The organism is Acidovorax sp. (genome assembly GCF_046339755.1).
Taxonomy (GTDB): Bacteria; Pseudomonadota; Gammaproteobacteria; order Burkholderiales; family Burkholderiaceae_C; genus Acidovorax.
The window spans coordinates 1-21,507 of the sequence record NZ_JBKDTZ010000250.1 but is presented as its reverse complement, the minus strand read 5'-3'; the positions used below and the strand labels follow the sequence as shown (position 1 = coordinate 21,507).

Sequence of the window (21,507 nt, the reverse complement as noted above, 5' to 3'; positions counted from 1 at the left end):
GCTTCGCAATTCGCCACCAAGTTCGACACCAACCGCACCCGCGCCGAAGTGGCTGCAGAAGCCGCCACTGTGGCCCAGACGCGCAGCATCGAGCCAGCAGGCTCGCGCGTCGTGACCTACAAGTCCACGGCCGACCGCGCTGCCGTGCGTGCAGCGGCTGCCGAAGCCGTGCGCACCGGCCAGATCCCTTCGGGCGAGATCAGCTCGATGTAATCGAGCCGGCTTGCCGGAAACCAAAACGGGCTCCATCAGGAGCCCGTTTTTCGTTGGGGCTTCGGCGGCCCGCAAGGCGCCTCAGTTTCGCATCAGCGCCTCGATCTCGTCCGCATCCACCGGCACGCCGCGCGTGATCAGCTCGCAGCCGGTGGCGGTGACGATGGCGTCGTCCTCGATGCGGATGCCGATGCCGTGGAACTGCTCGGGCACGCCCCCGGCGGCGCGCACGTACAGGCCTGGCTCGATGGTCAGCACCATGCCGGGCTGCAGCACGCGGCTCGGGCGGTTGAGGACGGTCTCGCCCGAGAGCGGGTCCTTGCGCTCGGTGGTCTTGTCGGCCTCGCCGGGCTCCACGTAGCTGCCGCAGTCGTGTACGTCCATGCCCAGCCAGTGGCTGGTGCGGTGCATGTAGAAAGGGAAGTAGGCGCGCTTGTCGATCACGTCCTGCGCGGTGCCGACCTTGTTGGCATCCAGCAGGCCCAGGTCCAGCAGGCCCTGCGCGAGCACGGCCACTGTGGCGTCGTGCGGATCGTTGAAGCGCGCGCCGGCGCGCGTGGCGTCCACGGCCGCGACCTGGCTGGCCAGCACCAGGTCGTACAGCGCGCGCTGCGGCCCGGTGAAGCGACCGTTGGCCGGGAAGGTACGGGTGATGTCACTCGCGTAGCCGTCGAGTTCGCAGCCGGCGTCGATCAGCACCAGTTCGCCATCGCGCACCGGGGCGGCATCGGCGCGGTAGTGCAGCACGCAGGCATTGGCACCGGCCGCCACGATGGAGCCGTAGGCCGGGTACTGCGAACCGCCTTCGCGGAAGGCATACAGCAGCTCGGCATCGAGGTGGTACTCGCGCACGTCCTCGCCAGCGCGCAGCATGCGGGCCGAGCGCTGCATGGCGCGGATGTGGGCGCGGGCGCTGATGTCGCTGGCGCGGCGCATGGTGTCCTGCTCGTGCGCGTCCTTGATGAGGCGCATTTCGTCGAGCGGCCCGCACAGGTCCTGCTGCACGGCCGGGCACTGCGCGCCATAGCGCACGCGGGCGCGCACGGCGTTGAGCCAGCCATCCACGCGCGCCGCCAGCCCATTGTGCGTGGCCTGGGGGTACCACACGCTTTGGCGGTTCTCCAGCAGCCGGGGCAGTTGCGCATCGAGCATGGTGCTCGAATAGGCCGCATCCACGCCCAGCACGCCGGGCGCCGCCTCGGGGCCCAGGCGGTAGCCGTCCCAGATCTCGCGCTCCAGGTCCTTGGGGCGGCAGAACAGCGCGCTATTCCCCTCGGCCGTGAGCACGAGGCAGGCGCCGGCTTCGGTGAAGCCGGTCAGGTAGTAGAAATAGCTGTCGTGGCGGTACAGGAAGTCCGTGTCGCGGTTGCGCGGGTACTCGGGCGCTGTGGGGATGATGGCAATGCCCCCGGCCCCCAACTGGGCAGCGAGGCGCGCGCGGCGCTGGGCGTAGATGGAGTGCGAGGACGGTGAGTTCATCCGCTATTTTTAACGCGAATCCGCCTCCCCTCGGTGCCGCGGGCCATCGCGCTCGCAAACAATTCCCAAAACCGGCCACCCAAATGGGCCGTTGACAAACGTATTCATATGAATACCATCGCATTCAAACCACTTCGGATGGATGCCATGGTTACCACCTCCAGCACGATGGAGCCCCTCTCCGCCCGCATACCGAGCGATCTCTACCTGTGGCTGGCCCAGTTGCAGGTGGAAGGCGCCACCACCAACAGCGACAAGCTGCGCGTGCTGCTGGGCCAGCTCAAACGCCACCACGACGGCGCGCTGGACTATGTGGCCGCCCACGCCTGGGCGCGCGACATCACGGCCCGGCTGCGTGAATCGCTGGTGCGCACCGAGGGCCAGACCGGTCGCCATTCGGACGTGCTCAATGCCATGCTGGACCACGTCACGACCTGCCTGGCCATCGCCGTCAGCAATGCGCCCACCTCGGAGCAGGAGGCCGCAAAGCTCGAAGACCTGCTGGTGCGCCGGGGCTTTGCGCTCAGTGAGATGCTGCTGCGCCAGGCGACCACCACGCAGGCCAGCGCGTACGATCCAGCCGTCGTGCAGCGGCATGCCGCAGCCACCCTGGAGCTGGCCCAAACCATTCAATCCCCTCTCTCGAAAGGAGCCTGAGATGGCAGATTCGCTCAAGACACGCGTAGGCCGCATCATTGCCGGCAGCGTGCATGCGCTGGTGGACCACCTGGAGAACCATGCACCGCTGGCGGTGATGGAGCAGTCGCTGCGCGAAGCCGACACCGTGATCGGCGAGGTGCGCCATGAGCTGGGCCGCACCAGCGCCAACCGCCACCTGGCCCAGCAGCAGCACGCCCACCTCAACGACCAGCACGGCAAGCTCGCGGAGCAGATCGACCAGGCACTGACCGCGGGCCGCGAAGACCTGGCGCGCGCCGCCGTGGCGCGCCAGCTCGATATCGAAGCGCAGATCCCGGTGCTGGAGGCCACGCTGGCCGACCTGGCGCGGCAGGAGAGCGAGCTCACCGGCTATGTGGCGGCTCTGCTGGCCAAGCAGCGCGAGATGGGCGATGCGCTGGATGCCTTTCGCCAGAGCCGCGCCGCAGCAGCGCAGGCCGGTCCCGCACCGTCTGGCGGTGCCAATGGGGTCCAGCAGCGCATGGATGCCGTGACCGGTGCATTCGACCGCCTGTACGCGCGCCAGACCGGGCTGGCCGGCACCGACCGCAGCCACACGCTGGACCAGGCCGCCAAGCTCAAGGAGCTCGACGACCTGGTGCGCGACCACAAGATCGCCGAGCGCATGGCGCGCCTGAAGACGGGGCACGCGTGATCGTCGGCCTCTTCACCGCCCCCGAGACCTGGCCTTTCGGCGTGGCCTTTGCGCTCATCGTCGGCATAGCGCTGATCGAGGGCCTGGGCATGCTGGTCTCGCTCAGTCCGAGCAACTGGCTCGACGACCTGCTGCCCGACATTGATGGCGACACCGGCCTGGACCGGGTGCTGGGCTGGCTGTACATCGGCAAGGTGCCCTCGCTGGTGCTGCTGGTGCTGTTCCTCACGGGCTACGCCATCTTCGGCTACAGCCTGCAGAAGGTGGCCCACGGCCTGCTGGGCGGCTACCTGCCGGTCTGGCTGGCGGGCCTGGTGGCCGTGGCGCCGGGCATGGCCACGGTGCGCAGCCTGGGCGCCCTGATCGCCCACATCATCCCGCGCGACGAGACCTCGGCCGTGAGCGAGATGTCGCTGATCGGACGGCCGGGCGTGGTCTCGGCGGGTGCAGCCCGGCGCGGCCTGGCGGCCCAGGCGCGGGTGCGCGACGCGCATGGCCGCACCCACTACCTGATGGTCGAGCCCGATCTGGACGACGAGGTTTTCGACGAAGGCGCACAGATCCTCATCGTGCGCAAGGCCGGCGCCTTCTACCGCTGCATTGCCAACCCCCACCCGGGGTTGATGTAGCCGCCCATTGCCATCAACATACCGACACCAACCGAGGGAGAGACTGAGAAATGAGCAACCTGATCGAACTGGGCGTGATTGCCGGCATTGCCCTGCTGGCGCTGCTGACCATCGGCATCGTCTTTGCGCGCCTGTACAAGCGCTCCACCAAGGAAACCGCCTTCGTGCGCACGGGCCTGGGGGGCCAGAAGGTCATCATGGATGGCGGCGCCATCCTGCTGCCGGTGTTCCATGAGCGCGTGCTGGTGAACATGAACACCCTGAAGCTGGAGGTGGTGCGCCGCGCCAAGGAAAGCCTGATCACCAAGGACCGCATGCGCGTGGACGTGACGGCGGCCTTCTTCGTGCGCGTCAAGCAGACCGAGGAAGCCGTGAGCATCGCTGCCCAGACGCTGGGCGCGCGCACCATGAGCCCCGAAGAGCTCAAGGCCCTGGTGGAAGACAAGTTCGTGGACTCGCTGCGCGCCACGGCCGCGACCATGACCATCCAGGAACTTCAGGACAAGCGCCGCGATTTCGTGCAGGCGGTGCAGAACGCGGTGGCCGAGGACCTGGAGAAGAACGGCCTGGAGCTCGAGTCTGTCTCGCTGACCAGCCTGGACCAGACCGAAAAGCAGTTCTTCAACCCCAACAACGCCTTCGACGCCGAGGGCCTGACGCGCCTGACCGAGCAGACCGAGGCGCGGCGCAAGCAGCGCAACGATGTGGAGCAGGACACCGAGGTGCAGGTGCGCACCAAGGACCTGGAGGCCACGCGCCAGAAGCTGACCATCGAGAAGGACCAGGAGTTCGCCTCGCTGTCGCAAAAGCGCGAGTTCTAGCCCCCGCGCGCCTAACCGGCCGCGCTGATCGCCACCCAGCAGGCCGAGCGCAACCGCGAGGCCGAGGCCGCCAAGATCGAGGCCGAGCGCCAGGTGAGCCAGAAGCGCATCGAGGCCGAGCGCGAGATCAAGGCCGCCGAGATCGAGAAGAACCTGGTGATCCAGACGCGTGAGATCGAACTGGAGCGCCATACCGAGACCAAGCGCGCCGAACAGCGCAAGCAGGTGGAGATCGCGCGCCAGGACACGCAGATCGCCATCGCCACCAAGTCGCGTGAGCAGTCCGACGCCGACGCCGCCGCCAACCTGGCGCGTGCCGAGGCCGTGAAGGCCGAGGAAGCCGTGAACACCGCGCGCCAGGTGGCCGTGGCCGAGCGCGACAAGAACATCCAGCTGATCGAGGCCTCCAAGGACGCCGAGCAGAACGCCATCTCGATCCGGGTCTCTGCATCTGCCGAGAAGGAAGCCGCGATGGACCGCGCCGAAGCCATCACCATCGAAGCCCGTGCGCGCCAGGCCGCGGCCCTGGCCGAGGCCGAGGGCAAGCGCGCGCTGAACGAGGCGCTCAACACCCTCTCGGCCGCCCAGGTGGACCTGCAGGTGCGCAGCCTGCTGCTGCAGCAGCTGCCACAGATCATCGCCCAGGCCGTGCGCCCCATGGAGAAGATCGACTCGATCCGCATCGTGCAGGTTGGCGGCCTGCCGGGCGGCGCGCCCGGCCAGGGCTCCGGGCAAAGCGGCAACGGTGCGCAGGGCACCTTCCCGGAGCAGGTCCTGAACTCGGCCTTGCAGTACCAGATCGCCAAGCCCATCGTGGACGCGGTGATGAAGGACGCTGGCCTCTCCAATGAAGGCATCACCGGCATGGCGCAGAGCCTGGCGGGCATGCTGGGCAGTTCGCCGCAGGCCGCGCAGGCGCCTTCCGGCCGCGCCGCAGAGTGAGCCTCCGGCCCCAGGCGGCATAGCCCGGCCTGGGGCACCGCCGCCAGAGCGCGTGGCTTGTGCGCCACGCGGCTCCCCGCCGCACCGGTCGCCCTGGCCACGGGCGTGGCAGACTCGGGCCCCATGCTTCTCCTGCTCGGCTCCCTGTTGAACTTCATCTTCACGCTGCTGCTCCCCGTGCTGGGGTTGGCACTGACGGGGGCCTTGCTGGTGTATGCCGCCTATGTCCGCTTCGTGGACATTCCGCAGAAGTGGATGCTCACCCGGCGCGCGCTTCAGATCCTGTGCGCCGTGGCCGTGCTGTGCCATGCGCTGATCGCCCTGAAGTGGTACCTGTCCGTCCGCACAGAGCAGGCGCGGCAGGACGGCGCCGTGGTGCGCGCCAGCCGGGAGCGCTTCGTGCTGCCTGCGGATTTCCAGTATGGCGAGCTGCTGATCCCCGCAGGCAGCCTGATCAACCGCAGCGACCCCTTTGACAAGGGCGAGCCCGGAAAGCCGCTCGCCCTGCACGGGCTGGAATCCGTGCGCTTTGCACAGCCGGTGGAAATTGCCGGCGCCTGGGTGAGCGCATTGCAGACCACACCGCTGCGCCTGGAGCTGGCGCAGGACCAGACCCTGGGCCCGGTCTACCGTTTCGACACGGCCAGCCAAAGCTGGGCGGTGCACAAAATCGTGCCGGCACTGGCCTGCCGCAAGGGACAGATGGCGTTGTACCAAGTGCCGCCCATTGCCTACGATGTCCAGGCCGAGGTGGGCAAGCCCGCGCCCGATGGGCCCGAGGCGCGCTTTCGCCCCAGCGAGTGGCTGCTGCGCGCATGCGAGAACGGGCCTGCCATTGCCGTGCAGCCAGCCTTCGCAGCCGCCGCCAAATGAGCGCAGGGGGCCTTCAGCGGTTGAGCTCGGCCAGGCGCTCGGGCGTGCCTACATCGGTCCAGCGGCCGCTGTGGAGCGAGGCGCCCACGCGGCCGGCATCCATGGCGCGGCGCAGCAGCGGCGCCAGCGGGGCCTTGATGCCGCCCGGGTTGCCCACGGGAATGTCGCACCAGGGCGTGAAGAACAGCTCGGCATGCAGCAGGGCAATGGTGCTGTAGGTGTAGCGCGGCGCGGGGTCGTCGGCCGGCAGGTTCAGCGCCAGCCCCTCGGCCGACAGGCCGAAATCGCCGCGCGGGTTGTGCGCAGGGTTGGGCACCAGCCACAGATGGGCCAGTTGCCGGCTGGCCTTGAAGGCCTGCACGGCCTGCGCATCGAAAGTGAAGTCGGGCGTGTACACATCCCCCGCAGCGAGCCAGAACACATCCGACTCCACCAGCGGCAGCGCGCGCGCGATGCCACCCGCCGTTTCCAGCGCACCGCCGAAGTCGCGGCCCTCGCGGGAATAGACGATCTCCAGCCGGTGGTTGCCCCGGCGTGAATGGTGCGTGCCGAAGGCGGTGCCGCAGTGTGCTTCGATCTGCTCGCCCAGCCAGTCGGTGTTGATCACCACCTCGCCCACGCCGGCCTCGGCCAGGGCCTGCAGGTGCCACACCAGCAGTGGCTGGCCCTGCACCTGCAACAGCGGCTTGGGCGTGGTGTCGGTCAGCGGGCGCATGCGCTCGCCACGGCCGGCGGCCAGCAGCAGGGCCGGCACCTGGGCGGCCGCGCTCATGCGGCCACCTCCTGCACGGCGCCGCGCTGCAGCGCATGCCGCTGAACATGGGAGGGCTCGAACAGGGCCAGCAGCGCCTCCATGAGCGCGCGCGCCTTGGCCGAATGGTCGGCACCGAAGTTGCAGACGTAGACATCCAGCGTCACAGCCCACTGCTCGGGCCAGGTGTGCACGCACAGGTGCGACTCGGCCAGCAAAATGGTGGCGGTGACACCGCCAGGCCCTTGCGCTGTGGCGGGAAATCCGTGGAACAACTGGCCCACGGACTGCAGGCCAGCGGCGTGCACGGCGTCGGTACAGGCGCGGCCCAGGGCGGCGGCATCGAGCAGCCATTCAGGGGCGCAGCGGCAGCCATGGAGGTCGGCGGTGAGGTGCAGTCCTTGCATCAGCCGCACTGTAGTGCATCGGCTGCCAACCCGGGCACAGGAACGTGTTTGCGAGCATGGAAACAGGCACCGGGGCGCTCCCCGGTAAAATACCGGGTTTCCCCTGAACCTCCCCCACCCGGAGCCGCTCTTTCCATGGCCAACACCCTGCACAACCAACCAATGGCAAACGCGATCCGCGCGCTGGCCATGGACGCCGTTCAACAAGCCAACTCCGGCCACCCCGGTGCCCCCATGGGCATGGCCGACATGGCCGTGGCCCTGTGGGGTCGCCACCTCAAGCACAACCCCACGAACCCCCAGTGGTTCGACCGCGACCGCTTCGTGCTGAGCAATGGCCATGGTTCGATGCTGCTGTACGCGCTGCTGCACCTGACGGGCTACGACCTGCCGATCGGTGAGCTCAAGAACTTCCGCCAGCTGCACAGCAAGACTGCCGGCCACCCTGAAGTGGGCATCACCCCCGGCGTGGAAACCACCACCGGCCCGCTGGGCCAGGGCATCACCAACGCCGTCGGCTTCGCCCTGGCCGAGAAGCTGCTCGCCTCCGAATTCAACCGCGAAGGCCATGCCGTCGTGGACCACAACACCTATGTCTTCCTGGGCGATGGCTGCCTGATGGAAGGCATCAGCCATGAAGCCGTGTCGCTGGCCGGCGCCTGGAAGCTCAACAAGCTGATCGCCCTGTACGACGACAACGGCATCAGCATCGACGGCCAGGTCACACCCTGGTTCGCCGACAACACGCCCCTGCGCTTCGTGGCCAGCGGCTGGAACGTGATCGGCCCCATCGATGGCCACGATGCCGAGAAGGTGGCCGCCGCCATCGCCGATGCCAAGAAGCAGACCGAGCGCCCCACCCTGATCGTGTGCAAGACGCACATCGGCAAGGGCAGCCCGAACCGCGCCAACACCGCCAAGGCCCACGGCGAGCCCCTGGGCGCCGAGGAAATCGCCCTGACCCGCGAGGCCCTGGGCTGGAGCCATGAGCCCTTCTCCATTCCTGAAGACGTGTACAGCGCCTGGGATGCCAAGGCCAGCGGTCAGTCCGCCGAAGGTGCCTGGAATGAGCGCTTTGCCGCCTACAGCGCCGCCTTCCCCGAACTGGCCGCCGAGTTCACGCGCCGCATGCAGGGCCAGTTGCCCGCCAACTTCGCCCAGGTGGCCGTGGACACCGTGGTCGCCGCCCACACCAAGGGTGAGACCGTGGCCAGCCGCAAGGCCAGCCAGCTGGCGCTGGAAGCCTTCACCGCCGCCCTGCCCGAACTGCTGGGTGGCAGCGCCGACCTGACCGGCTCCAACCTGACCAACACCAAGAGCACGCCCAACCTGCGCTTCGACATGCAGGGCAACGTGGTCAAGACCGAAATGGCCGACGGCCAGAAGATCGGCGGGCGCCACATCAACTACGGCGTGCGCGAATTCGGCATGGCCGCCATCATGAACGGCATTGCGCTGCATGGCGGCTTCATCCCCTACGGCGGCACCTTCCTGACCTTCAGCGACTACAGCCGCAATGCCATCCGCATGGCTGCGCTGATGAAGCAGCGCGTGATCCATGTCTTCACGCACGACTCCATCGGCCTGGGCGAGGACGGCCCCACCCACCAGTCGGTGGAGCACGCCGCCAGCCTGCGCCTGATCCCCAACCTGGATGTGTGGCGCCCCGCCGATACGGCCGAAACCGCCGTGGCCTGGAGTGTGGCCCTGTCCAACAAGGACAAGCCCACCGCACTGCTGCTGTCGCGCCAGAACCTGCCCTACGCTCCCAAGAGCGACCTGGGTGACATCAGCCGCGGCGCCTACGTGCTGAGCGAGCCGGCCGACGTGGGCCTCAAGAAGAAGGCCGTGGCCGTGATCATCGCCACCGGCTCCGAAGTGCAACTGGCGCTGAAGGCCCAGCGCCTGCTGGCCGATCGCAAGATCGCCGTGCGCGTGGTCTCCATGCCCAGCAACACCACCTTCGACCGCGAAGACGCCAAGTACAAGAAGTCCGTGCTGCCCGCCGGCATCCCCCGCGTGGCGGTGGAAATGGGTGTGACCGATGGCTGGTGGAAGTACGGCTGCGCCGCCGTGGTGGGCCTCGACACCTACGGCGAATCGGCCCCGGCCCCCATACTGTTCAAGCACTTTGGTTTCACCGAAGAGAACGTGGCTGCCACCGTGCAGGCCGTGCTCAAGGGCGGCCGCTGACAGGGTGGGGCGCAGCAGCAACGTAACATTGTGCAAATATGCAGAGGTTTCGCGTGATTTACAGCACGTTGCGGCCTCTTTGCATGCTTGACGCCGTTACATGTGGCCGGCACGCTAGTCGTTTTCATTGACTTCCCCCTTTTCAAGGAGCTGCCATGATCCCGACCCTGTTCCCCCGCAAGTCCCTGGCCGCCATGGCCGTGCTGTCGCTGGCCTGCCTGTCGGCCCACGCCCAGGTGGAGATCACCGACCCGCCGGCCGGCCACAACTTCGGCAAGGTTCCGCTCAACGCCACATTTGCCACGCAGTACTTCTCGGTGTTCAACCGCAGCAGTGCGCCGCTGCAGCTGGGCGCGGTGATCTCCAGCGGCGCCGCCCTGGCGACCTGCGCCGGCATCGGCTGCCCGGTCGTCGCCCAGGGGGACTTCCTGATCCCGGCAGGCTCGGACGGCTGCTCCAATGCCGTGCTGCAGCCCGGACAGGGCTGCTCGACCCTGGTGGCCTTCACCCCCACCGCCCCGGGGTCGCGCATCTCCCAACTCATCGTCCAGTCGCGCACCGGCGGGGCGCTGGCGACCTACCCGCTGCACGGCACCGGCACATCGACGCCGCTGGACTGCGTGCTCGACTGGGCCGAGAAGAGCTTCCCGCAGTTGCTGACCACGCCCACGGGCACGGCCACCGTCTCGCCATTCCACCTGCGCTGCTACGCCAACGGCACGATGTGCCTGGGGGCCGACACGGCCGTGCCCACTTTCGACCAGCCCAGTGTCTACTTCTACCAGACGCAGCCCACCCCCTCGGTGCAGCGCCTGGGCTACCTCTCGACATTCGCACAGGCGGCGCAATGTCAACCCTGATTCCTTAACGTTTGGAGAACCTTGGAAATGACGATCAAGATTGGCATCAACGGCTTTGGCCGAATCGGCCGCAACGTGCTGCGCTCCGCCATCCAGAATTTCAGCGACATCGAAGTCGTTGCGATCAATGACCTGCTGGAGCCCGAGTACCTGGCGTACATGCTGCAGTACGACTCGGTGCACGGTCGCTTCAAGGGGGAAGTGTCGGTGGACGGCAATACCCTGATCGTCAACGGCAAGAAGATCCGCCTGACGCAAGAGCGCGACCCCGCCAACCTCAAGTGGAACGAGGTCGGCGCGGACGTGGTGATCGAATCCACCGGGCTGTTCCTGGACAAGGTCACGGCCCAGAAGCACCTGGCCGCCGGCGCCAGGAAGGTCATCCTGTCGGCCCCTTCCAAGGACGACACCCCCATGTTCGTGTACGGCGTGAACCACACGAGCTACAAGGGCGAGGCCATCGTCTCCAACGCCTCGTGCACCACCAACTGCCTGGCCCCTGTGGCAAAGGTGCTCAACGACAAATGGGGCATCAAGCGCGGCCTGATGACCACCGTGCACGCTGCCACCGCCACGCAAAAGACGGTGGACGGCCCCTCCAACAAGGACTGGCGCGGCGGCCGCGGCATCCTGGAAAACATCATCCCGTCGAGCACCGGCGCTGCCAAGGCCGTGGGCGTGGTGATCCCTGCGCTGAACAAGAAGCTGACCGGCATGTCCTTCCGCGTGCCCACCAGCGACGTCTCCGTGGTTGACCTGACCGTGGAGCTGGAAAACGCCGCCACCTACGAAGAGATCAAGGCCGAGATGAAGGCCCAGTCCGAAGGCGCGCTCAAGGGCGTGCTGGGCTACACCGAAGACAAGGTGGTGGCCACCGACTTCCGCGGCGACACCCGCACCTCGATCTTCGACGCCGACGCAGGTATCGCCCTGGACGGTACCTTCGTGAAGGTCGTGAGCTGGTACGACAACGAATGGGGCTACTCGAACAAGTGCCTGGAAATGGTGCGCGTGGTGGCCAAGTAAGCCGCCAGGCCCTGGCCAGCAAAAAGGCCGGCTGCCCGCAAGGGTGGCCGGCCTTTTTCATGGGTGCGGCGGTGTCAGGCGCCGCCGTGCAGCAAGCGCTCGAAGAGGTCCTCCGGCCCCATCTGCCAGCCCTTGAGCATGATCTCCAGCCCGTCGAGCGCGGCCTTGTCACTGTGCAGCCGGCACAGCGCCACGCCGGGCGCAAGCGAAGCCCGGTAGGACAGACCCCAGGCTGCGAGCGCCTGCACCGCCAGGCTTGAGGTATCGCCCCCGGCGATGCCGATGCGGCGCAGCGGCACCTGGGCCAGCACCCCGGCCAGCAGCCGGCCACCGGCCTCGGCCACCTGGTGCGGCGACGCTCCTTGGGCCGCGCTGCCCGCGGTCAGCGCCAGCACGCTGCGCCCGGCACGCAGTGTGGCGGCCAGGCGTGCAGACAGGGCGTGGGTGGCCTCCTCGCCGCCCTGCACCAGGGCCGCCACATCGATGGGCATCGGCTCATAGGAGGTGGCTGCACGGACCTGCCGCGCCGTCACCGGCGAGAGGCTGCCGGCCAGCACAAAGACCGGCCCCTCGGCCGCGGCCAGGGGCGCGGCTGGGGCCGCGGCGGCAGATGGCCACTGCGTTGCCAGCGCCTGCACCACGCTGCTGGGCCCCACCGCCAGCAGCCGCGCCTGATGGGCGCGGCGCCAGACCAGTTGGCCCACGGCCTGCAGGTCCTCGAGCCGGCTGGCATCCATCAGCACGGCGGCCGGCTGCGCCGCCAGCAGGGCGTCGAGCGCCGCCTCCTGCCCGGCGAGCGGCAGGGCATACGTCTCACCATGCTGGGCGACATGGTCAGCTACTCGCAGGAGCACTGGGCGCCCTTCCATGTCAAGTGCCGCGCCGAAACGGTGGACAGCTTCAACCCCGAGGCCCTGGCGCAGGCGCTGCTGTACCACGGCAAGCGCTACGACGGCCTGGTGATGATGGCGCTGGAGCATCCCCAGTTGCGCGAGGCCGTGGCCACGCTGGCCGAGCGCGGCGTGCCCGTGGTCACCGTGATCTCGGACCTGGGCAATTCGCAGCGCGTGGGCTATGCGGGCCTGGACAACCGCGCCGCGGGCCGCACGGCGGGCTACCTGATCGGCCGCTTCATCGGCACGCGAGAGGCCAAGGTGGCACTGGTGGCCGGCAGCCTGCGCTACGCGGCGCACCAGGAGCGCGAGGCGGGTTTCCTGCACGTGCTCGAATAACTGTTCCCGCAGCTCACCATGGTGGGCCTGCGCGAGGGGCTGGACGATTCCGAGAAGAACTACCGCCAGACGCGCACCCTGCTGGAGCGCCACCCCGACCTGGCCGGCATCTACAACATCGGCGGCGCCTCGGACGGCATCGCCCGCGCGCTGCAGGAAGGCGGCATGCAGCACAAGGTGGTGTTCATCGGCCACGGACTCACGCCGGACACGCGCGCCCAGTTGATCGACGGCAGCATGGACGCCGTGATCACGCAGAACCCCTTGAGCACCATCACCAGCTATGTGCGCATCTTTGCCAATCTGCGCGATGGGCGGCCCGCACTCTCGGGCGTGGAGACCACGCGCAGCCAAGTCGTCTTCCGCGAAAACCTGCCATGACGTGGAGGCCCTCCGGGCCTGCAAAAGTAAAACGATGTAAGACCCTGCCCACAGGCGAACTGTGGCGGGGACTACGCGGCTTGCGGGGCTGGCCGCGAACAATGCAACTCAACCCGCACCTTCTCGGGACCCAGCCCGGCAGGCCTTCCTGCCTCCGCCATGCCTCCATCGGCACCCAGGTCCCTCATCCTCCACAGGAGCCCCGAACCATGCACCATTCCTCCGCCGCACTTCGCATCGCCATTTCTGTGCTGGCCCTGGCCGCGCTGACCGCCTGCGCCTCCAAGCCGCCGGCACCCACCGAGCAGATGGCCGTGAGCCGCACCACGCTCACCCGTGTGTCTGCAGCCCCCAACGTGACCGCCACCGCACCCGTCGAACTGCAGCGCGCCCGCGACAAGCTGATGGCGGCCGAAAAGGCCATGGGCGCCGAGGACTACACCGCCGCACGCCGCTTGGCAGCCGAGGCCGAGGTGGATGCCCGCGTTGCCGAGACCCGGGCCGACGCCGAGCGCAATGCCGGCAACCTGGCCCAGGTGCAGGACGGCATCCGCGCGCTGCAGGAAGAGATCAACCGCCGCGCCGTGGCGCCTGCTCGCTGATCCGCGCCCTGCCATCCATTGAATACTGAAGGAATCCCGACCATGCACCCCATTCTTCGCCGCACCTCCGCCCTGGCCACCAGCCTGCTCGCCGCCGGCCTGCTGGCCGCCTGCGCCACCACCGGCCCCTCGCCAGCCCTGGAGCAGGCCCGCGCCAACGTGAGCCGCGTGGGCGCCGACCCCATCGTGGGCCAGTACGCACCCCTGGAACTCAAGGAAGCCAACGACGCCCTGCTGCGCGCCGACCGCCACTGGGCCGACAAGCACGACGAGGCCGAAACCAGACACATGGCCTACCTGGCCTCCCAGCGCGCCGAGATCGCCGCCAATGCGGCCCGTGCCCGCATGCTGGATGCCAACCTGCAGAGCGCCAGCGCCGAGGCTGACCGCATACGCCTGGAAGCCCGCACGCGCGAAGCCGATGAAGCGCGCATGCGCGCGGATGCCCAGGCGCGCAACGCGCAGATCGCGCAGGCCCAGGCCCTGAGCGCCGAGCAGCGTGCCGCCCAGCAGCAGGCGCAGGCCAATGCCGCCCTGGCCCAGGCCAGTGCAGCGCAGGACCGCGTGCGCATGCTCGAAGCGCAGTTGCGCGAGATGGAAGCGCTGCAGACCGAGCGTGGCCTGATCGTGACGTTGGGCGATGTGCTGTTCGCCTTCAACAAGGCCGAGCTGTCGCCCCAGGCGGCACCGCGCCTGGACAAGCTGGCCAACTTCCTCAAGCAGTTTCCCGACCGCAAGCTGCTGATCGAGGGCTACACCGACAGCGTGGGCTCGGACGTGTACAACCAGGAACTGTCGGCACGCCGCGCTGGTGCAGTGCGCGATGCCTTGGTGTCTCGCGGTGTGGACGCCAGCCGCATCACGGCGCGCGGCTACGGCAAGGTCTACCCGGTGGCCGACAACGCGTCACCCGAAGGCCGCGCCATGAACCGCCGCGTGGAGATCGTGATCGCCGACGACAAGGGCAACCTCAAGGGCCGCTGAAGGCCCTGGTCCGGCGGACCACCGCCCGGCCTGCCCAGGACCGCGCCGCTCACGCCGCGCGGTTTTTTTGGGGGCGGCCGTCCCCAACGAAAAGGTGCTCCAGTCTAAGTAAGCGGCCACCCACTTGTAACATTCACACGCTCATAGGTGCGCCTTGGAATGGTGCAGGGTCCGCTGTTGGTAACAACAATATCCCACAAGGGTAAGCCCCATGCGGGGCGGCACAGGTTTTGCTGTTCAATTTCTGCCACGGGCGGGTCACATGCATCTGTTACATATGGGATGGATGCAACAGACCCGCTTACCAGCGTCTTGAAGGAACAGCCACCATGCATCCCATGCTTCGCAGTACCACCGTTCTCGCCATCAGCGCGATGGCCGCAGGGTTCCTGTCTGCCTGCGCCACTGCGCCCTCCATGGCCCTCGAAAGGGCCCGTGCAGCCGTCAGCACGGCCAGCGCCGATCCCGCGGTGGCCCGTCACGCCGCCCTGGAGCTGAAGCGGGCCACTGAGGCCCTGGCCACGGCCAACAGCATCTGGAGCAAGACCCACGACGAGGCAGAGACGAACCACATCGCCTACATGGCGGCCTTGCAGGCAGAAGCCGCCACCAGCGCCGCCCGCACGCGCATGCTGGCAGCCAATATCCGCACGGCCAGCTCGGGTACCGAGCAGATCAGCCTGCACACCGACACCCAGGCCCGCCGGCCCTGATGTTCCTCGCCCTGTGATGGCGCACGGCGCCCCAGCGCGGGGCGCCGGTTTTCAAACAAACGTTTCGGTATCCACCTCGCTTGCGCTCTGCGCGCTGTAGCGGTGGCCGACGACGTTGTGCTGGTTGATGGCCCCGTCGAGCGCGGCCAGGGTGGCTGCGTCGAGCTGCACGTTGGCAGCCCCCAGGTCGTCATGCAGGTGCTCCTCGCTGGTCGTCCCCGGGATGGGGATGATGTGCCCGCCCTGGTGCAGCAACCAGGCCAGTGCCAGCTGCGCCGGGGTGCAGCCCACCTGGCGCGCAATCGCGAAATACCTTTCCAGCAGCGCCAGGTTGGCGGCATAGGCCTCCGGCGCGAAGCGCGGCATGGCGCGGCGGATGTCCTTGGCATCCAGGGCGGACACGTCGGTCAGGCCCCCGCACAGGTAGCCGCGCGCCACCGGGCTGAAGGCCACGAAGGCCACGCCCAGCTCGCGGCAGGCGTCGAGCACGGCGATCTCGGGGTTGCGGGTCCACAGCGAATACTCGGTCTGCACGGCGGCGATGGGGTGCACCGCATGTGCCCGGCGCAGCGTGGCGGCCGACACCTCGGACAGGCCGATGCTGCGGATCTTGCCCGTACGCACCAGGTCGGCGAGCGCGCCCACGCTGTCTTCGATGGGCACCTGCTTGTCCCAACGGTGCAGGTAGTACAGGTCGATCACGTCGGTCTGCAGGCGGCGCAGGCTGTCCTCGCAGGTCTGGCGCAAGGTGGCGGGGCGCCCGTCGATCACGCGCACCAGCTTGCCGTCGCCGGCCACGTCCACGCCTTGCATGCCGCACTTGCGGGCCAGCGTGAAGCGATTGCGGTGCGGCTTCATCACGCGGCCCACCAGGGTTTCGTTGGCACCGAAGCCATAGAGCGTGGCCGTGTCGAACAGGGTCACGCCCGCATCCAGCGCGGCCAGCAGCACACGCTCGCCCTGCTCGGGAGAGACGGGGGCGCCGTAGGCGTGGCTCAGGTTCATGCACCCCAGGCCAATGGCGCTGACGTCGAAGGGGCCGAGTTTGCGTGTCTGCATGGTGGGTCGTTGCTCCATGAAAAACGCCCGCAGCGTAAGGGCTACGGGCGATAGGGTTGGATAGCCGAAGGTTACAGCAGCTGTTGCTCCAGATCGTGCAGCACCTGGTAGCAGGCCAGCACCTGGGCCACGCTGGAATTGGGCTCGCGCCCCTCGCGGATGGCGGCGAAGAATTCGCGGTCCTGCAGCTCGATGCCGTTCATCGACACGTCCACGTGGCTCACGTCGATCTTCTCCTCCTTGCCGTTGACCAGGTCATCGTAGCGCGCGATGTAGGTGCCGGTGTCGCCGATGTAGCGGAAGAAGGTGCCCAGCGGGCCATCGTTGTTGAACGACAGCGACAGCGTTCAGATCGCGCCATTGGCGGCCTTGAGCTGGATGCTCATGTCCATGGCGATGCCCAGCGTCGGGTGGATGGGGCCCTGCACGGCGTTGGCCTTCACGATGGGGCTGCCTGCCTGGTAGGCGAACAGGTCCACGGTGTGGGCCGCGTGGTGCCACAGCAGGTGGTCCGTCCAGCTGCGCGGCTGGCCCAGGGCGTTCATGTTGGTGCGGCGGAAGAAGTAGGTCTGCACGTCCATCTGCTGGATGTTGAACTCGCCGGCCTGGATCTTCTTGTGCACATACTGGTGGCTGGGGTTGAAACGGCGCGTGTGGCCGCACATGGCGACCAGGCCGGTCTGCTTCTGCAGCGCCACGACCTCCTGCGCACCCTTGAGGCTGTCGGCCAGCGGGATCTCGACCTGCACATGCTTGCCGGCCTTCATGCAGGCGATGCTCTGCTCGGCATGCATCTGGGTGGGCGTGCACAGGATCACGGCGTCCACCTCGGGCAGGGCCAGGCTGTCGGCCAGGTCGGTGGTGACGTGGCCGATGCCGTACTTGGCGGCCACTTCCTTGGTCTTGTCCAGGTCGCGGCTGATCAGAGAGACGACTTCGACGCCGTCGATGTTCTTGATGCCGTCCAGGTGCTTGATGCCGAAGGCGCCGGCGCCCGCCAGGGCGACCTTGATGGTCTTTTGGTTCGCAGTCATGTCAGGAGTTCTCCAGGATCAGGTGGCCCACAGCCGTGTTGGATGCGGGCACATGGTAGAAGCGGTGCGCAAGCCTGGGCGGCTTGCCGCCGGCCACATCGGCCATGGCGCCGCGCGCAATCAGCCACATCACGAGCTCGATGCCCTCGCTACCGGCCTCGCGCACGTAGTCGATGTGCGGGATGCTGGCAGCGGCCTCGGGGTCGCTGATGAGCTTGTCCAGGAAGTCGTTGTCGAAGTCCTTGTTGATCAGGCCCGCGCGCGGGCCCTGGAGCTGGTGGCTCATGCCGCCCGTGCCCCAGATGTGCACATTCAGGTCCTCGTCGTAGCTCTCCACGGCCTTGCGGATTGCCTGGCCCAGGTTGTAGCAGCGCCGGCCGCTGGGCACGGGGTACTGCACCACGTTGACCGCGAACGGGATCACCGGGCAGGGCCAGGCGCCGGCCACCGGGTCGGGCTGGCCGCACATCCGCGACAGCGGCACCGTGAGGCCGTGGTCCACGTCCATGCGGTTCACGATGGTGAGGTCGAAGTCCTGCTGGATCACCGACTGCGCGATGTGCGAAGCCAGATCCGGGTGGCCGATCACCTTGGGCACGGGGCGCGGGCCCCAGCCCTCGTCGGCCGGCAGGTACTCGGCCGCGGTGCCGATGGCAAAGGTCGGGATCATCTCCAGGCTGAAGGCCGTGGCATGGTCGTTGTAGACCAGGAAGACCACGTCCGGTTTGTTGTCCTTCATCCACTGCTTGGAGAAGTCGTAGCCCGCGAACAGCGGCTTCCAGTAGTCCTCTTGCGTCTTGCCCAGGTCGAGCGCGGCGCCGATGGCGGGCACATGCGAGGTGAAGACGGAGGCGGTGATGCGCGCCATGTTCAGGTTCCTTTCTTTCCCGCCGCACCCTGCGGCTGGCGGTGCGCCTGGGCATCGCCGTCTTCGCCGATGACGCGGTTGCCCTCGGCCGAGCGGCCGCCACCGATCATCATGGCGCGGTATTCGTCTTCCGTCATGCCGGTCCTGGAGCCCGCCATCTGCTGGAAGCTCTTGCCATCCGTGGCACCGATCTTGGCCAGGAAGTAGATGTTGCCGCCCAGGCGGATGCACCAGTTGAGATCGCGCGCGAGCACGGCCTGCTTCTGCTCTTCGGTCATCGCCCACCCGTCGAGGTAGGCGCGCTCGTCGGCCTTGAAGCGGGCGCGGTTCTCGGCCTTCATCAGGCTCATGCAGAACTGGTTGAGCCAGTAGCCCTTGCGGCTCTGCTCTGCGTCGAAGATGGTCGTGCCGGGCACGTCCAGGTAGGGTTTGTCGAGGGACATGGCGTCAGCCTTTTGCTTCTTCCGGCCAATACAGCCGCATGGGATTGTCCACCAGCAATTTGCGCTGCAGCTCGGGCGTCGTCGCGATGTGCGGGATGAAATCCACCAGCAGGCCATCGTCGGGCATGTGGTCCTTGAGGTTGGGGTGCGGCCAGTCGGTGCCCCAGAGCACGCGGTCCGGGAACTCCTCCACCACGCGGCGCGCGAAGGGCACCACGTCGCGGTAGGCGGCCTGCTCGCCATCCAGCGCCTTGGGGCCGGCCATGCTCAGGCGCTCGGGGCAGCTGACCTTGCTCCACACGTTGGGGTGCTGGCGCATGAATTTCAGGAACAGTTCGAACTCGGGGCCGTCGACGGGCTTGGTCACGTCGGGCCGGCCCATGTGGTCCACCACCACGGTGGTGGGCAAGGCCGTGAAGAAATCCCACAGCTCGGGCAGGTCCACCGCCTCGAAGTAGATCACCACATGCCAGCCGAGTTGGTGGATGCGCGCGGCGATCTCCATGAGCTCGTCTTTGGGCGTGAAGTCCACCAGGCGCTTGACGAAGTTGAAGCGCACGCCGCGCACGCCAGCCTCGTGCATGGCCTGCAGTTCCTCGTCGGTCACCGAGCGGCGCACCGTGGCCACGCCGCGTGCCTTGCCGCCCGAGTGCACCAGCGCGTCGACCATGGCGCGGTTGTCCGCACCGTGGCAGGTGGCCTGCACCACCACGTTGCGGGCAAAGCCCAGGTGGTCGCGCAGCGCATACAGCTGCTGCTTGCTCGCATCGCAGGGCGTGTACTTGCGCTCGGGCGCGTAGGGAAATTCGGTACCGGGGCCGAACACGTGGCAGTGCGCGTCCACGGCACCGGCCGGCACCTGGAAGCGGGGCTTGCTCGGGCCGGCGTACCAGTCGAGCCAGCCGGGGGTCTTGGTGAATTCACTCATGCGGTCTACTCCTTGGCAATCAGTCCAGCGACACGTTGGCCTTCTTGATCACGTCACCGAAGCGCTGGCTCTCGTCCTTGACGAACTGCGCGAACTGCGGACGGGTGGTGGGGAAGGGTTCGTAGCCAAAGGTCTTGAACTTCTCAGCCACGTCGGGGCCGGTCAGCGTCTGTTCGATGTCGCGCTTGATCTTGTCGGTGACGGCGGCGGGCAGGCCGGGCGGCACGGCGATGGCATTCCAGCCGGTGACGGCGAAGTCCTTGGGGCCGCCGGCTTCGGCCACGGTGGGCACGTCGGGGAATTCGGCCGAGCGCTTCGGGCCGGCAAAGGCCAGGAGGCGCAGCTTGCCGGCGCGGTAAAGCGGGCCTGCCGTGGCGGCGCTGCCCAGCGCGAAGTCGATCTCGCCCGTGGCGACCGAGGTGTACAGCTGCGTGGTCTCCTTGAAGATCACGTGTTCCATCTGCGTGCCGGTAGCCGACTCGAACAGCTCCGAGCCCAGGTGCACGGGGTTGCCCACCGACCAGGAGCCGTAGTTGAGCTTGCCCGGGCGGGCCTTGGCGTCGGCCACGATGTCGGCCACGGTCTTGTACTTGCTGCCCGTGCCCACGGTGAAGAAGAAGTGGGTCTTGAACAGCGGCAGCAGCGTGTCGAAGTCCTTGGCAGGGTCGTAGGGCAGCTTCTTGAACAGGCTGGGGTAGGCGGCCAGGTGCACGTTGTCCAGCACCAGCAGGTCATGCCCGTCCTTGGCGCCACGCTTGAAGGCGTCGATGGCGATGAAGCCGTTGCCACCGGGGCGGTTCTCGACCACCACGGGCTGGTTCCAGGCGCGGCCGAGCTTCTCGGCCACGATGCGGGCCACGCCGTCCGGGCCACCGCCCACCGGGAAGGGCGTGATGATGCGCACGGGCTTGGTCGGGAACTGCTGGGCGGCGGCGATCTGCGGCGCCAGGCCGGCTGCGGCGGCGACACCCAGGGCCAGGACGGCACGGCGGGAGAAGGAGGAGGAAAGAAGGCTCATGGCTTGTCTCAAAGGAATGGTTGGCATGCGCCGCGCGGTGCGGCATGGCAGCGCCTGCCGTGCAGCAGAAAGTGCGTGTGTCGGGGGAATCAGTCGATGTACCTGAGCCCGGCCTTTTCGAGCCCGGGGCGCATGTTGTACATGTCGAGGCCGAGCACGCCCGAGGCGAGCTTGGCGCGCTTTTCGCCCTCGAAGCTCTCGCGCTTGCGCGCGGCCTCGAGCGTTTCGGCGGCCCGCGCGGCGGGCACGCAGACCACGCCATCGTCGTCGGCCACGATCACGTCGCCGGGCGTGACCCACATGCCGGCGCACACCACGGGGATGTTGACCGAGCCCAGCGTGGCCTTGATCGTGCCCTTGCTGGAGATGGCGCGGCTCCACACGGGGAAGTTCATCTCCTGCAGCGTCTTCACGTCGCGCACGCCGGCATCGATGATCAGCGCGCGCGCACCGCGCGCCTGGAACGAGGTGGCCAGCAGGTCGCCGAAGTAGCCATCGGTGCACTCGGAGGTGACGGCCGCCACCACCACATCGCCGGGCTGGATCTGCTCGGCAGCGACGTGCATCATCCAGTTGTCGCCGGGCTGCAGCAGCACCGTGACCGCCGTGCCCGACACCTGCTGGCCGGGGTAGATGGGGCGCATATAGGGCTTGAGCAGGCCCACGCGGCCCATGGCCTCGTGCACCGTGGCCGAGCCCAGAGCGGCCAGGCCGTCGG

The 21,507-nt window shown here is 67.9% G+C and carries 23 protein-coding genes and 2 pseudogenes; 14 read left to right on the top strand and 11 right to left on the bottom strand.

Annotated elements, in window-relative coordinates; genetic code table 11:
* A partial coding sequence (locus ACK59X_RS22145) for a DUF4148 domain-containing protein (protein ID WP_409960538.1) occupies window positions 1-213 on the top strand: 213 nt, incomplete at its 5' end.
* Window positions 214-294: 81 nt separating this feature from the next.
* Here ACK59X_RS22145 and ACK59X_RS22140 read toward each other — a convergent pair.
* Window positions 295-1,692: an aminopeptidase P N-terminal domain-containing protein gene (locus ACK59X_RS22140; protein ID WP_409960537.1), complete on the bottom strand. Its 1,398-nt coding sequence runs from the start codon at window positions 1,690-1,692 to the stop codon at window positions 295-297.
* Window positions 1,693-1,839: 147 nt separating this feature from the next.
* Here ACK59X_RS22140 and ACK59X_RS22135 point away from each other — a divergent pair, with 147 nt between their 5' ends.
* The 6 genes from ACK59X_RS22135 to ACK59X_RS22110 all read left to right on the top strand — a co-directional run bounded on the left by ACK59X_RS22135 (window position 1,840) and on the right by ACK59X_RS22110 (window position 6,290).
* A complete protein-coding gene (locus tag ACK59X_RS22135; RefSeq protein WP_409960536.1) occupies window positions 1,840-2,349 on the top strand; it encodes a hypothetical protein in 510 nt (169 codons plus the stop codon).
* 1 nt (window position 2,350) lies between these two features.
* On the top strand, window positions 2,351-3,025 hold the full coding sequence (locus tag ACK59X_RS22130; protein ID WP_409960535.1) for a PspA/IM30 family protein: 675 nt from the start codon (window positions 2,351-2,353) through the stop codon (window positions 3,023-3,025).
* Window positions 3,022-3,654, top strand: a complete 633-nt coding sequence (locus ACK59X_RS22125) for a YqiJ family protein (RefSeq protein ID WP_409960534.1) — start codon at window positions 3,022-3,024, stop codon at window positions 3,652-3,654. The genes ACK59X_RS22130 and ACK59X_RS22125 overlap by 4 nt, the downstream gene beginning before the upstream one ends.
* A gap of 50 nt (window positions 3,655-3,704) precedes the next feature.
* Window positions 3,705-4,475, top strand: a complete 771-nt coding sequence (locus ACK59X_RS22120; RefSeq protein WP_409960533.1) for a flotillin family protein — start codon at window positions 3,705-3,707, stop codon at window positions 4,473-4,475.
* A gap of 93 nt (window positions 4,476-4,568) precedes the next feature.
* Window positions 4,569-5,417, top strand: a complete 849-nt coding sequence (locus ACK59X_RS22115) for a flotillin domain-containing protein (protein WP_409960532.1) — start codon at window positions 4,569-4,571, stop codon at window positions 5,415-5,417.
* 123 nt (window positions 5,418-5,540) lie between these two features.
* Window positions 5,541-6,290 (top strand): hypothetical protein, encoded by a 750-nt coding sequence (locus tag ACK59X_RS22110; RefSeq protein WP_409960531.1) that lies wholly within the window; start codon window positions 5,541-5,543, stop codon window positions 6,288-6,290.
* 13 nt (window positions 6,291-6,303) lie between these two features.
* Here ACK59X_RS22110 and ACK59X_RS22105 read toward each other — a convergent pair whose 3' ends face one another.
* Together ACK59X_RS22105 and ACK59X_RS22100 are read right to left on the bottom strand one after the other, a co-directional pair.
* Window positions 6,304-7,062: a nucleotidyltransferase family protein gene (locus ACK59X_RS22105; protein ID WP_409960530.1), complete on the bottom strand. Its 759-nt coding sequence runs from the start codon at window positions 7,060-7,062 to the stop codon at window positions 6,304-6,306.
* Entirely contained in the window at window positions 7,059-7,448 is a 390-nt protein-coding gene (locus tag ACK59X_RS22100; protein ID WP_409960529.1) for an S-adenosylmethionine decarboxylase family protein, read from the bottom strand. Before ACK59X_RS22100 ends, ACK59X_RS22105 begins: the two co-directional genes overlap by 4 nt.
* 135 nt (window positions 7,449-7,583) lie before the next feature.
* Here ACK59X_RS22100 and tkt point away from each other — a divergent pair, with 135 nt between their 5' ends.
* The 3 genes from tkt to gap all read left to right on the top strand — a co-directional run bounded on the left by tkt (window position 7,584) and on the right by gap (window position 11,527).
* Window positions 7,584-9,641 carry a transketolase gene (tkt, locus tag ACK59X_RS22095; RefSeq protein WP_409960528.1) on the top strand — a complete coding sequence of 686 codons (2,058 nt, stop codon included), beginning with the start codon at window positions 7,584-7,586 and terminating at the stop codon, window positions 9,639-9,641.
* A gap of 155 nt (window positions 9,642-9,796) precedes the next feature.
* Window positions 9,797-10,501 (top strand): hypothetical protein, encoded by a 705-nt coding sequence (locus ACK59X_RS22090; protein WP_409960527.1) that lies wholly within the window; start codon window positions 9,797-9,799, stop codon window positions 10,499-10,501.
* 27 nt (window positions 10,502-10,528) lie between these two features.
* A complete protein-coding gene (gap, locus tag ACK59X_RS22085) occupies window positions 10,529-11,527 on the top strand; it encodes a type I glyceraldehyde-3-phosphate dehydrogenase (protein WP_409960526.1) in 999 nt (332 codons plus the stop codon).
* A 74-nt stretch (window positions 11,528-11,601) separates the two neighbouring features.
* Here the strand turns inward: gap and ACK59X_RS22080 are convergent, their stop codons facing one another.
* Window positions 11,602-12,264 carry a nucleotide-binding domain containing protein gene (locus ACK59X_RS22080; protein WP_409960525.1) on the bottom strand — a complete coding sequence of 221 codons (663 nt, stop codon included), beginning with the start codon at window positions 12,262-12,264 and terminating at the stop codon, window positions 11,602-11,604.
* Between the two features lie 45 nt (window positions 12,265-12,309).
* Here ACK59X_RS22080 and ACK59X_RS22075 point away from each other — a divergent pair.
* The 4 genes and pseudogenes from ACK59X_RS22075 to ACK59X_RS22060 all read left to right on the top strand — a co-directional run.
* Window positions 12,310-13,140, top strand: a pseudogene (locus tag ACK59X_RS22075) (substrate-binding domain-containing protein); the annotation flags it as partial.
* A gap of 209 nt (window positions 13,141-13,349) precedes the next feature.
* Window positions 13,350-13,742 (top strand): DUF4398 domain-containing protein, encoded by a 393-nt coding sequence (locus ACK59X_RS22070; RefSeq protein WP_409960524.1) that lies wholly within the window; start codon window positions 13,350-13,352, stop codon window positions 13,740-13,742.
* Between the two features lie 42 nt (window positions 13,743-13,784).
* Entirely contained in the window at window positions 13,785-14,726 is a 942-nt protein-coding gene (locus ACK59X_RS22065; protein ID WP_409960523.1) for an OmpA family protein, read from the top strand.
* Between the two features lie 329 nt (window positions 14,727-15,055).
* Complete coding sequence (locus ACK59X_RS22060; protein WP_409960522.1) at window positions 15,056-15,439, top strand: DUF4398 domain-containing protein; 384 nt, start codon at window positions 15,056-15,058, stop codon at window positions 15,437-15,439.
* 51 nt (window positions 15,440-15,490) lie between these two features.
* Here the strand turns inward: ACK59X_RS22060 and ACK59X_RS22055 are convergent, their stop codons facing one another.
* The 7 genes and pseudogenes from ACK59X_RS22055 to ligK all read right to left on the bottom strand — a co-directional run.
* Complete coding sequence (locus ACK59X_RS22055; protein WP_409960521.1) at window positions 15,491-16,498, bottom strand: aldo/keto reductase; 1,008 nt, start codon at window positions 16,496-16,498, stop codon at window positions 15,491-15,493.
* Between the two features lie 71 nt (window positions 16,499-16,569).
* Window positions 16,570-17,532, bottom strand: a pseudogene (locus ACK59X_RS22050) (Gfo/Idh/MocA family oxidoreductase).
* A gap of 1 nt (window position 17,533) precedes the next feature.
* Window positions 17,534-18,400 (bottom strand): class III extradiol dioxygenase subunit beta, encoded by an 867-nt coding sequence (locus ACK59X_RS22045; RefSeq protein ID WP_409960520.1) that lies wholly within the window; start codon window positions 18,398-18,400, stop codon window positions 17,534-17,536.
* Window positions 18,401-18,402: 2 nt separating this feature from the next.
* A complete protein-coding gene (gene ligA, locus ACK59X_RS22040) occupies window positions 18,403-18,843 on the bottom strand; it encodes a protocatechuate 4,5-dioxygenase subunit alpha (RefSeq protein WP_409960519.1) in 441 nt (146 codons plus the stop codon).
* Between the two features lie 4 nt (window positions 18,844-18,847).
* Entirely contained in the window at window positions 18,848-19,771 is a 924-nt protein-coding gene (locus tag ACK59X_RS22035) for an amidohydrolase family protein (RefSeq protein WP_409960518.1), read from the bottom strand.
* Window positions 19,772-19,790: 19 nt separating this feature from the next.
* Complete coding sequence (locus ACK59X_RS22030; RefSeq protein WP_409960517.1) at window positions 19,791-20,789, bottom strand: Bug family tripartite tricarboxylate transporter substrate binding protein; 999 nt, start codon at window positions 20,787-20,789, stop codon at window positions 19,791-19,793.
* An 89-nt stretch (window positions 20,790-20,878) separates the two neighbouring features.
* Window positions 20,879-21,507 (bottom strand): 4-carboxy-4-hydroxy-2-oxoadipate aldolase/oxaloacetate decarboxylase (gene ligK / locus ACK59X_RS22025; protein ID WP_409960516.1); only part of this gene is annotated, 629 nt, incomplete at its 5' end.

Excerpts from the sequence above, each read along its gene's own strand:
- ACK59X_RS22140 (WP_409960537.1), bottom strand. The coding sequence starts at position 1,692 with ATGAACTCACCGTCCTCGCACTCCATCTACGCCCAGCGCCGCGCGCGC.
- ACK59X_RS22135 (WP_409960536.1), top strand. The coding sequence starts at position 1,840 with ATGGTTACCACCTCCAGCACGATGGAGCCCCTCTCCGCCCGCATACCG.
- ACK59X_RS22130 (WP_409960535.1), top strand. The coding sequence starts at position 2,351 with ATGGCAGATTCGCTCAAGACACGCGTAGGCCGCATCATTGCCGGCAGC.
- ACK59X_RS22120 (WP_409960533.1), top strand. The coding sequence starts at position 3,705 with ATGAGCAACCTGATCGAACTGGGCGTGATTGCCGGCATTGCCCTGCTG.
- ACK59X_RS22110 (WP_409960531.1), top strand. The coding sequence starts at position 5,541 with ATGCTTCTCCTGCTCGGCTCCCTGTTGAACTTCATCTTCACGCTGCTG.
- ACK59X_RS22105 (WP_409960530.1), bottom strand. The coding sequence starts at position 7,062 with ATGAGCGCGGCCGCCCAGGTGCCGGCCCTGCTGCTGGCCGCCGGCCGT.
- ACK59X_RS22100 (WP_409960529.1), bottom strand. The coding sequence starts at position 7,448 with ATGCAAGGACTGCACCTCACCGCCGACCTCCATGGCTGCCGCTGCGCC.
- tkt (WP_409960528.1), top strand. The coding sequence starts at position 7,584 with ATGGCCAACACCCTGCACAACCAACCAATGGCAAACGCGATCCGCGCG.
- ACK59X_RS22090 (WP_409960527.1), top strand. The coding sequence starts at position 9,797 with ATGATCCCGACCCTGTTCCCCCGCAAGTCCCTGGCCGCCATGGCCGTG.
- gap (WP_409960526.1), top strand. The coding sequence starts at position 10,529 with ATGACGATCAAGATTGGCATCAACGGCTTTGGCCGAATCGGCCGCAAC.
- ACK59X_RS22080 (WP_409960525.1), bottom strand. The coding sequence starts at position 12,264 with ATGGATGCCAGCCGGCTCGAGGACCTGCAGGCCGTGGGCCAACTGGTC.
- ACK59X_RS22070 (WP_409960524.1), top strand. The coding sequence starts at position 13,350 with ATGCACCATTCCTCCGCCGCACTTCGCATCGCCATTTCTGTGCTGGCC.
- ACK59X_RS22065 (WP_409960523.1), top strand. The coding sequence starts at position 13,785 with ATGCACCCCATTCTTCGCCGCACCTCCGCCCTGGCCACCAGCCTGCTC.
- ACK59X_RS22060 (WP_409960522.1), top strand. The coding sequence starts at position 15,056 with ATGCATCCCATGCTTCGCAGTACCACCGTTCTCGCCATCAGCGCGATG.
- ACK59X_RS22055 (WP_409960521.1), bottom strand. The coding sequence starts at position 16,498 with ATGCAGACACGCAAACTCGGCCCCTTCGACGTCAGCGCCATTGGCCTG.
- ACK59X_RS22045 (WP_409960520.1), bottom strand. The coding sequence starts at position 18,400 with ATGGCGCGCATCACCGCCTCCGTCTTCACCTCGCATGTGCCCGCCATC.
- ligA (WP_409960519.1), bottom strand. The coding sequence starts at position 18,843 with ATGTCCCTCGACAAACCCTACCTGGACGTGCCCGGCACGACCATCTTC.
- ACK59X_RS22035 (WP_409960518.1), bottom strand. The coding sequence starts at position 19,771 with ATGAGTGAATTCACCAAGACCCCCGGCTGGCTCGACTGGTACGCCGGC.
- ACK59X_RS22030 (WP_409960517.1), bottom strand. The coding sequence starts at position 20,789 with ATGAGCCTTCTTTCCTCCTCCTTCTCCCGCCGTGCCGTCCTGGCCCTG.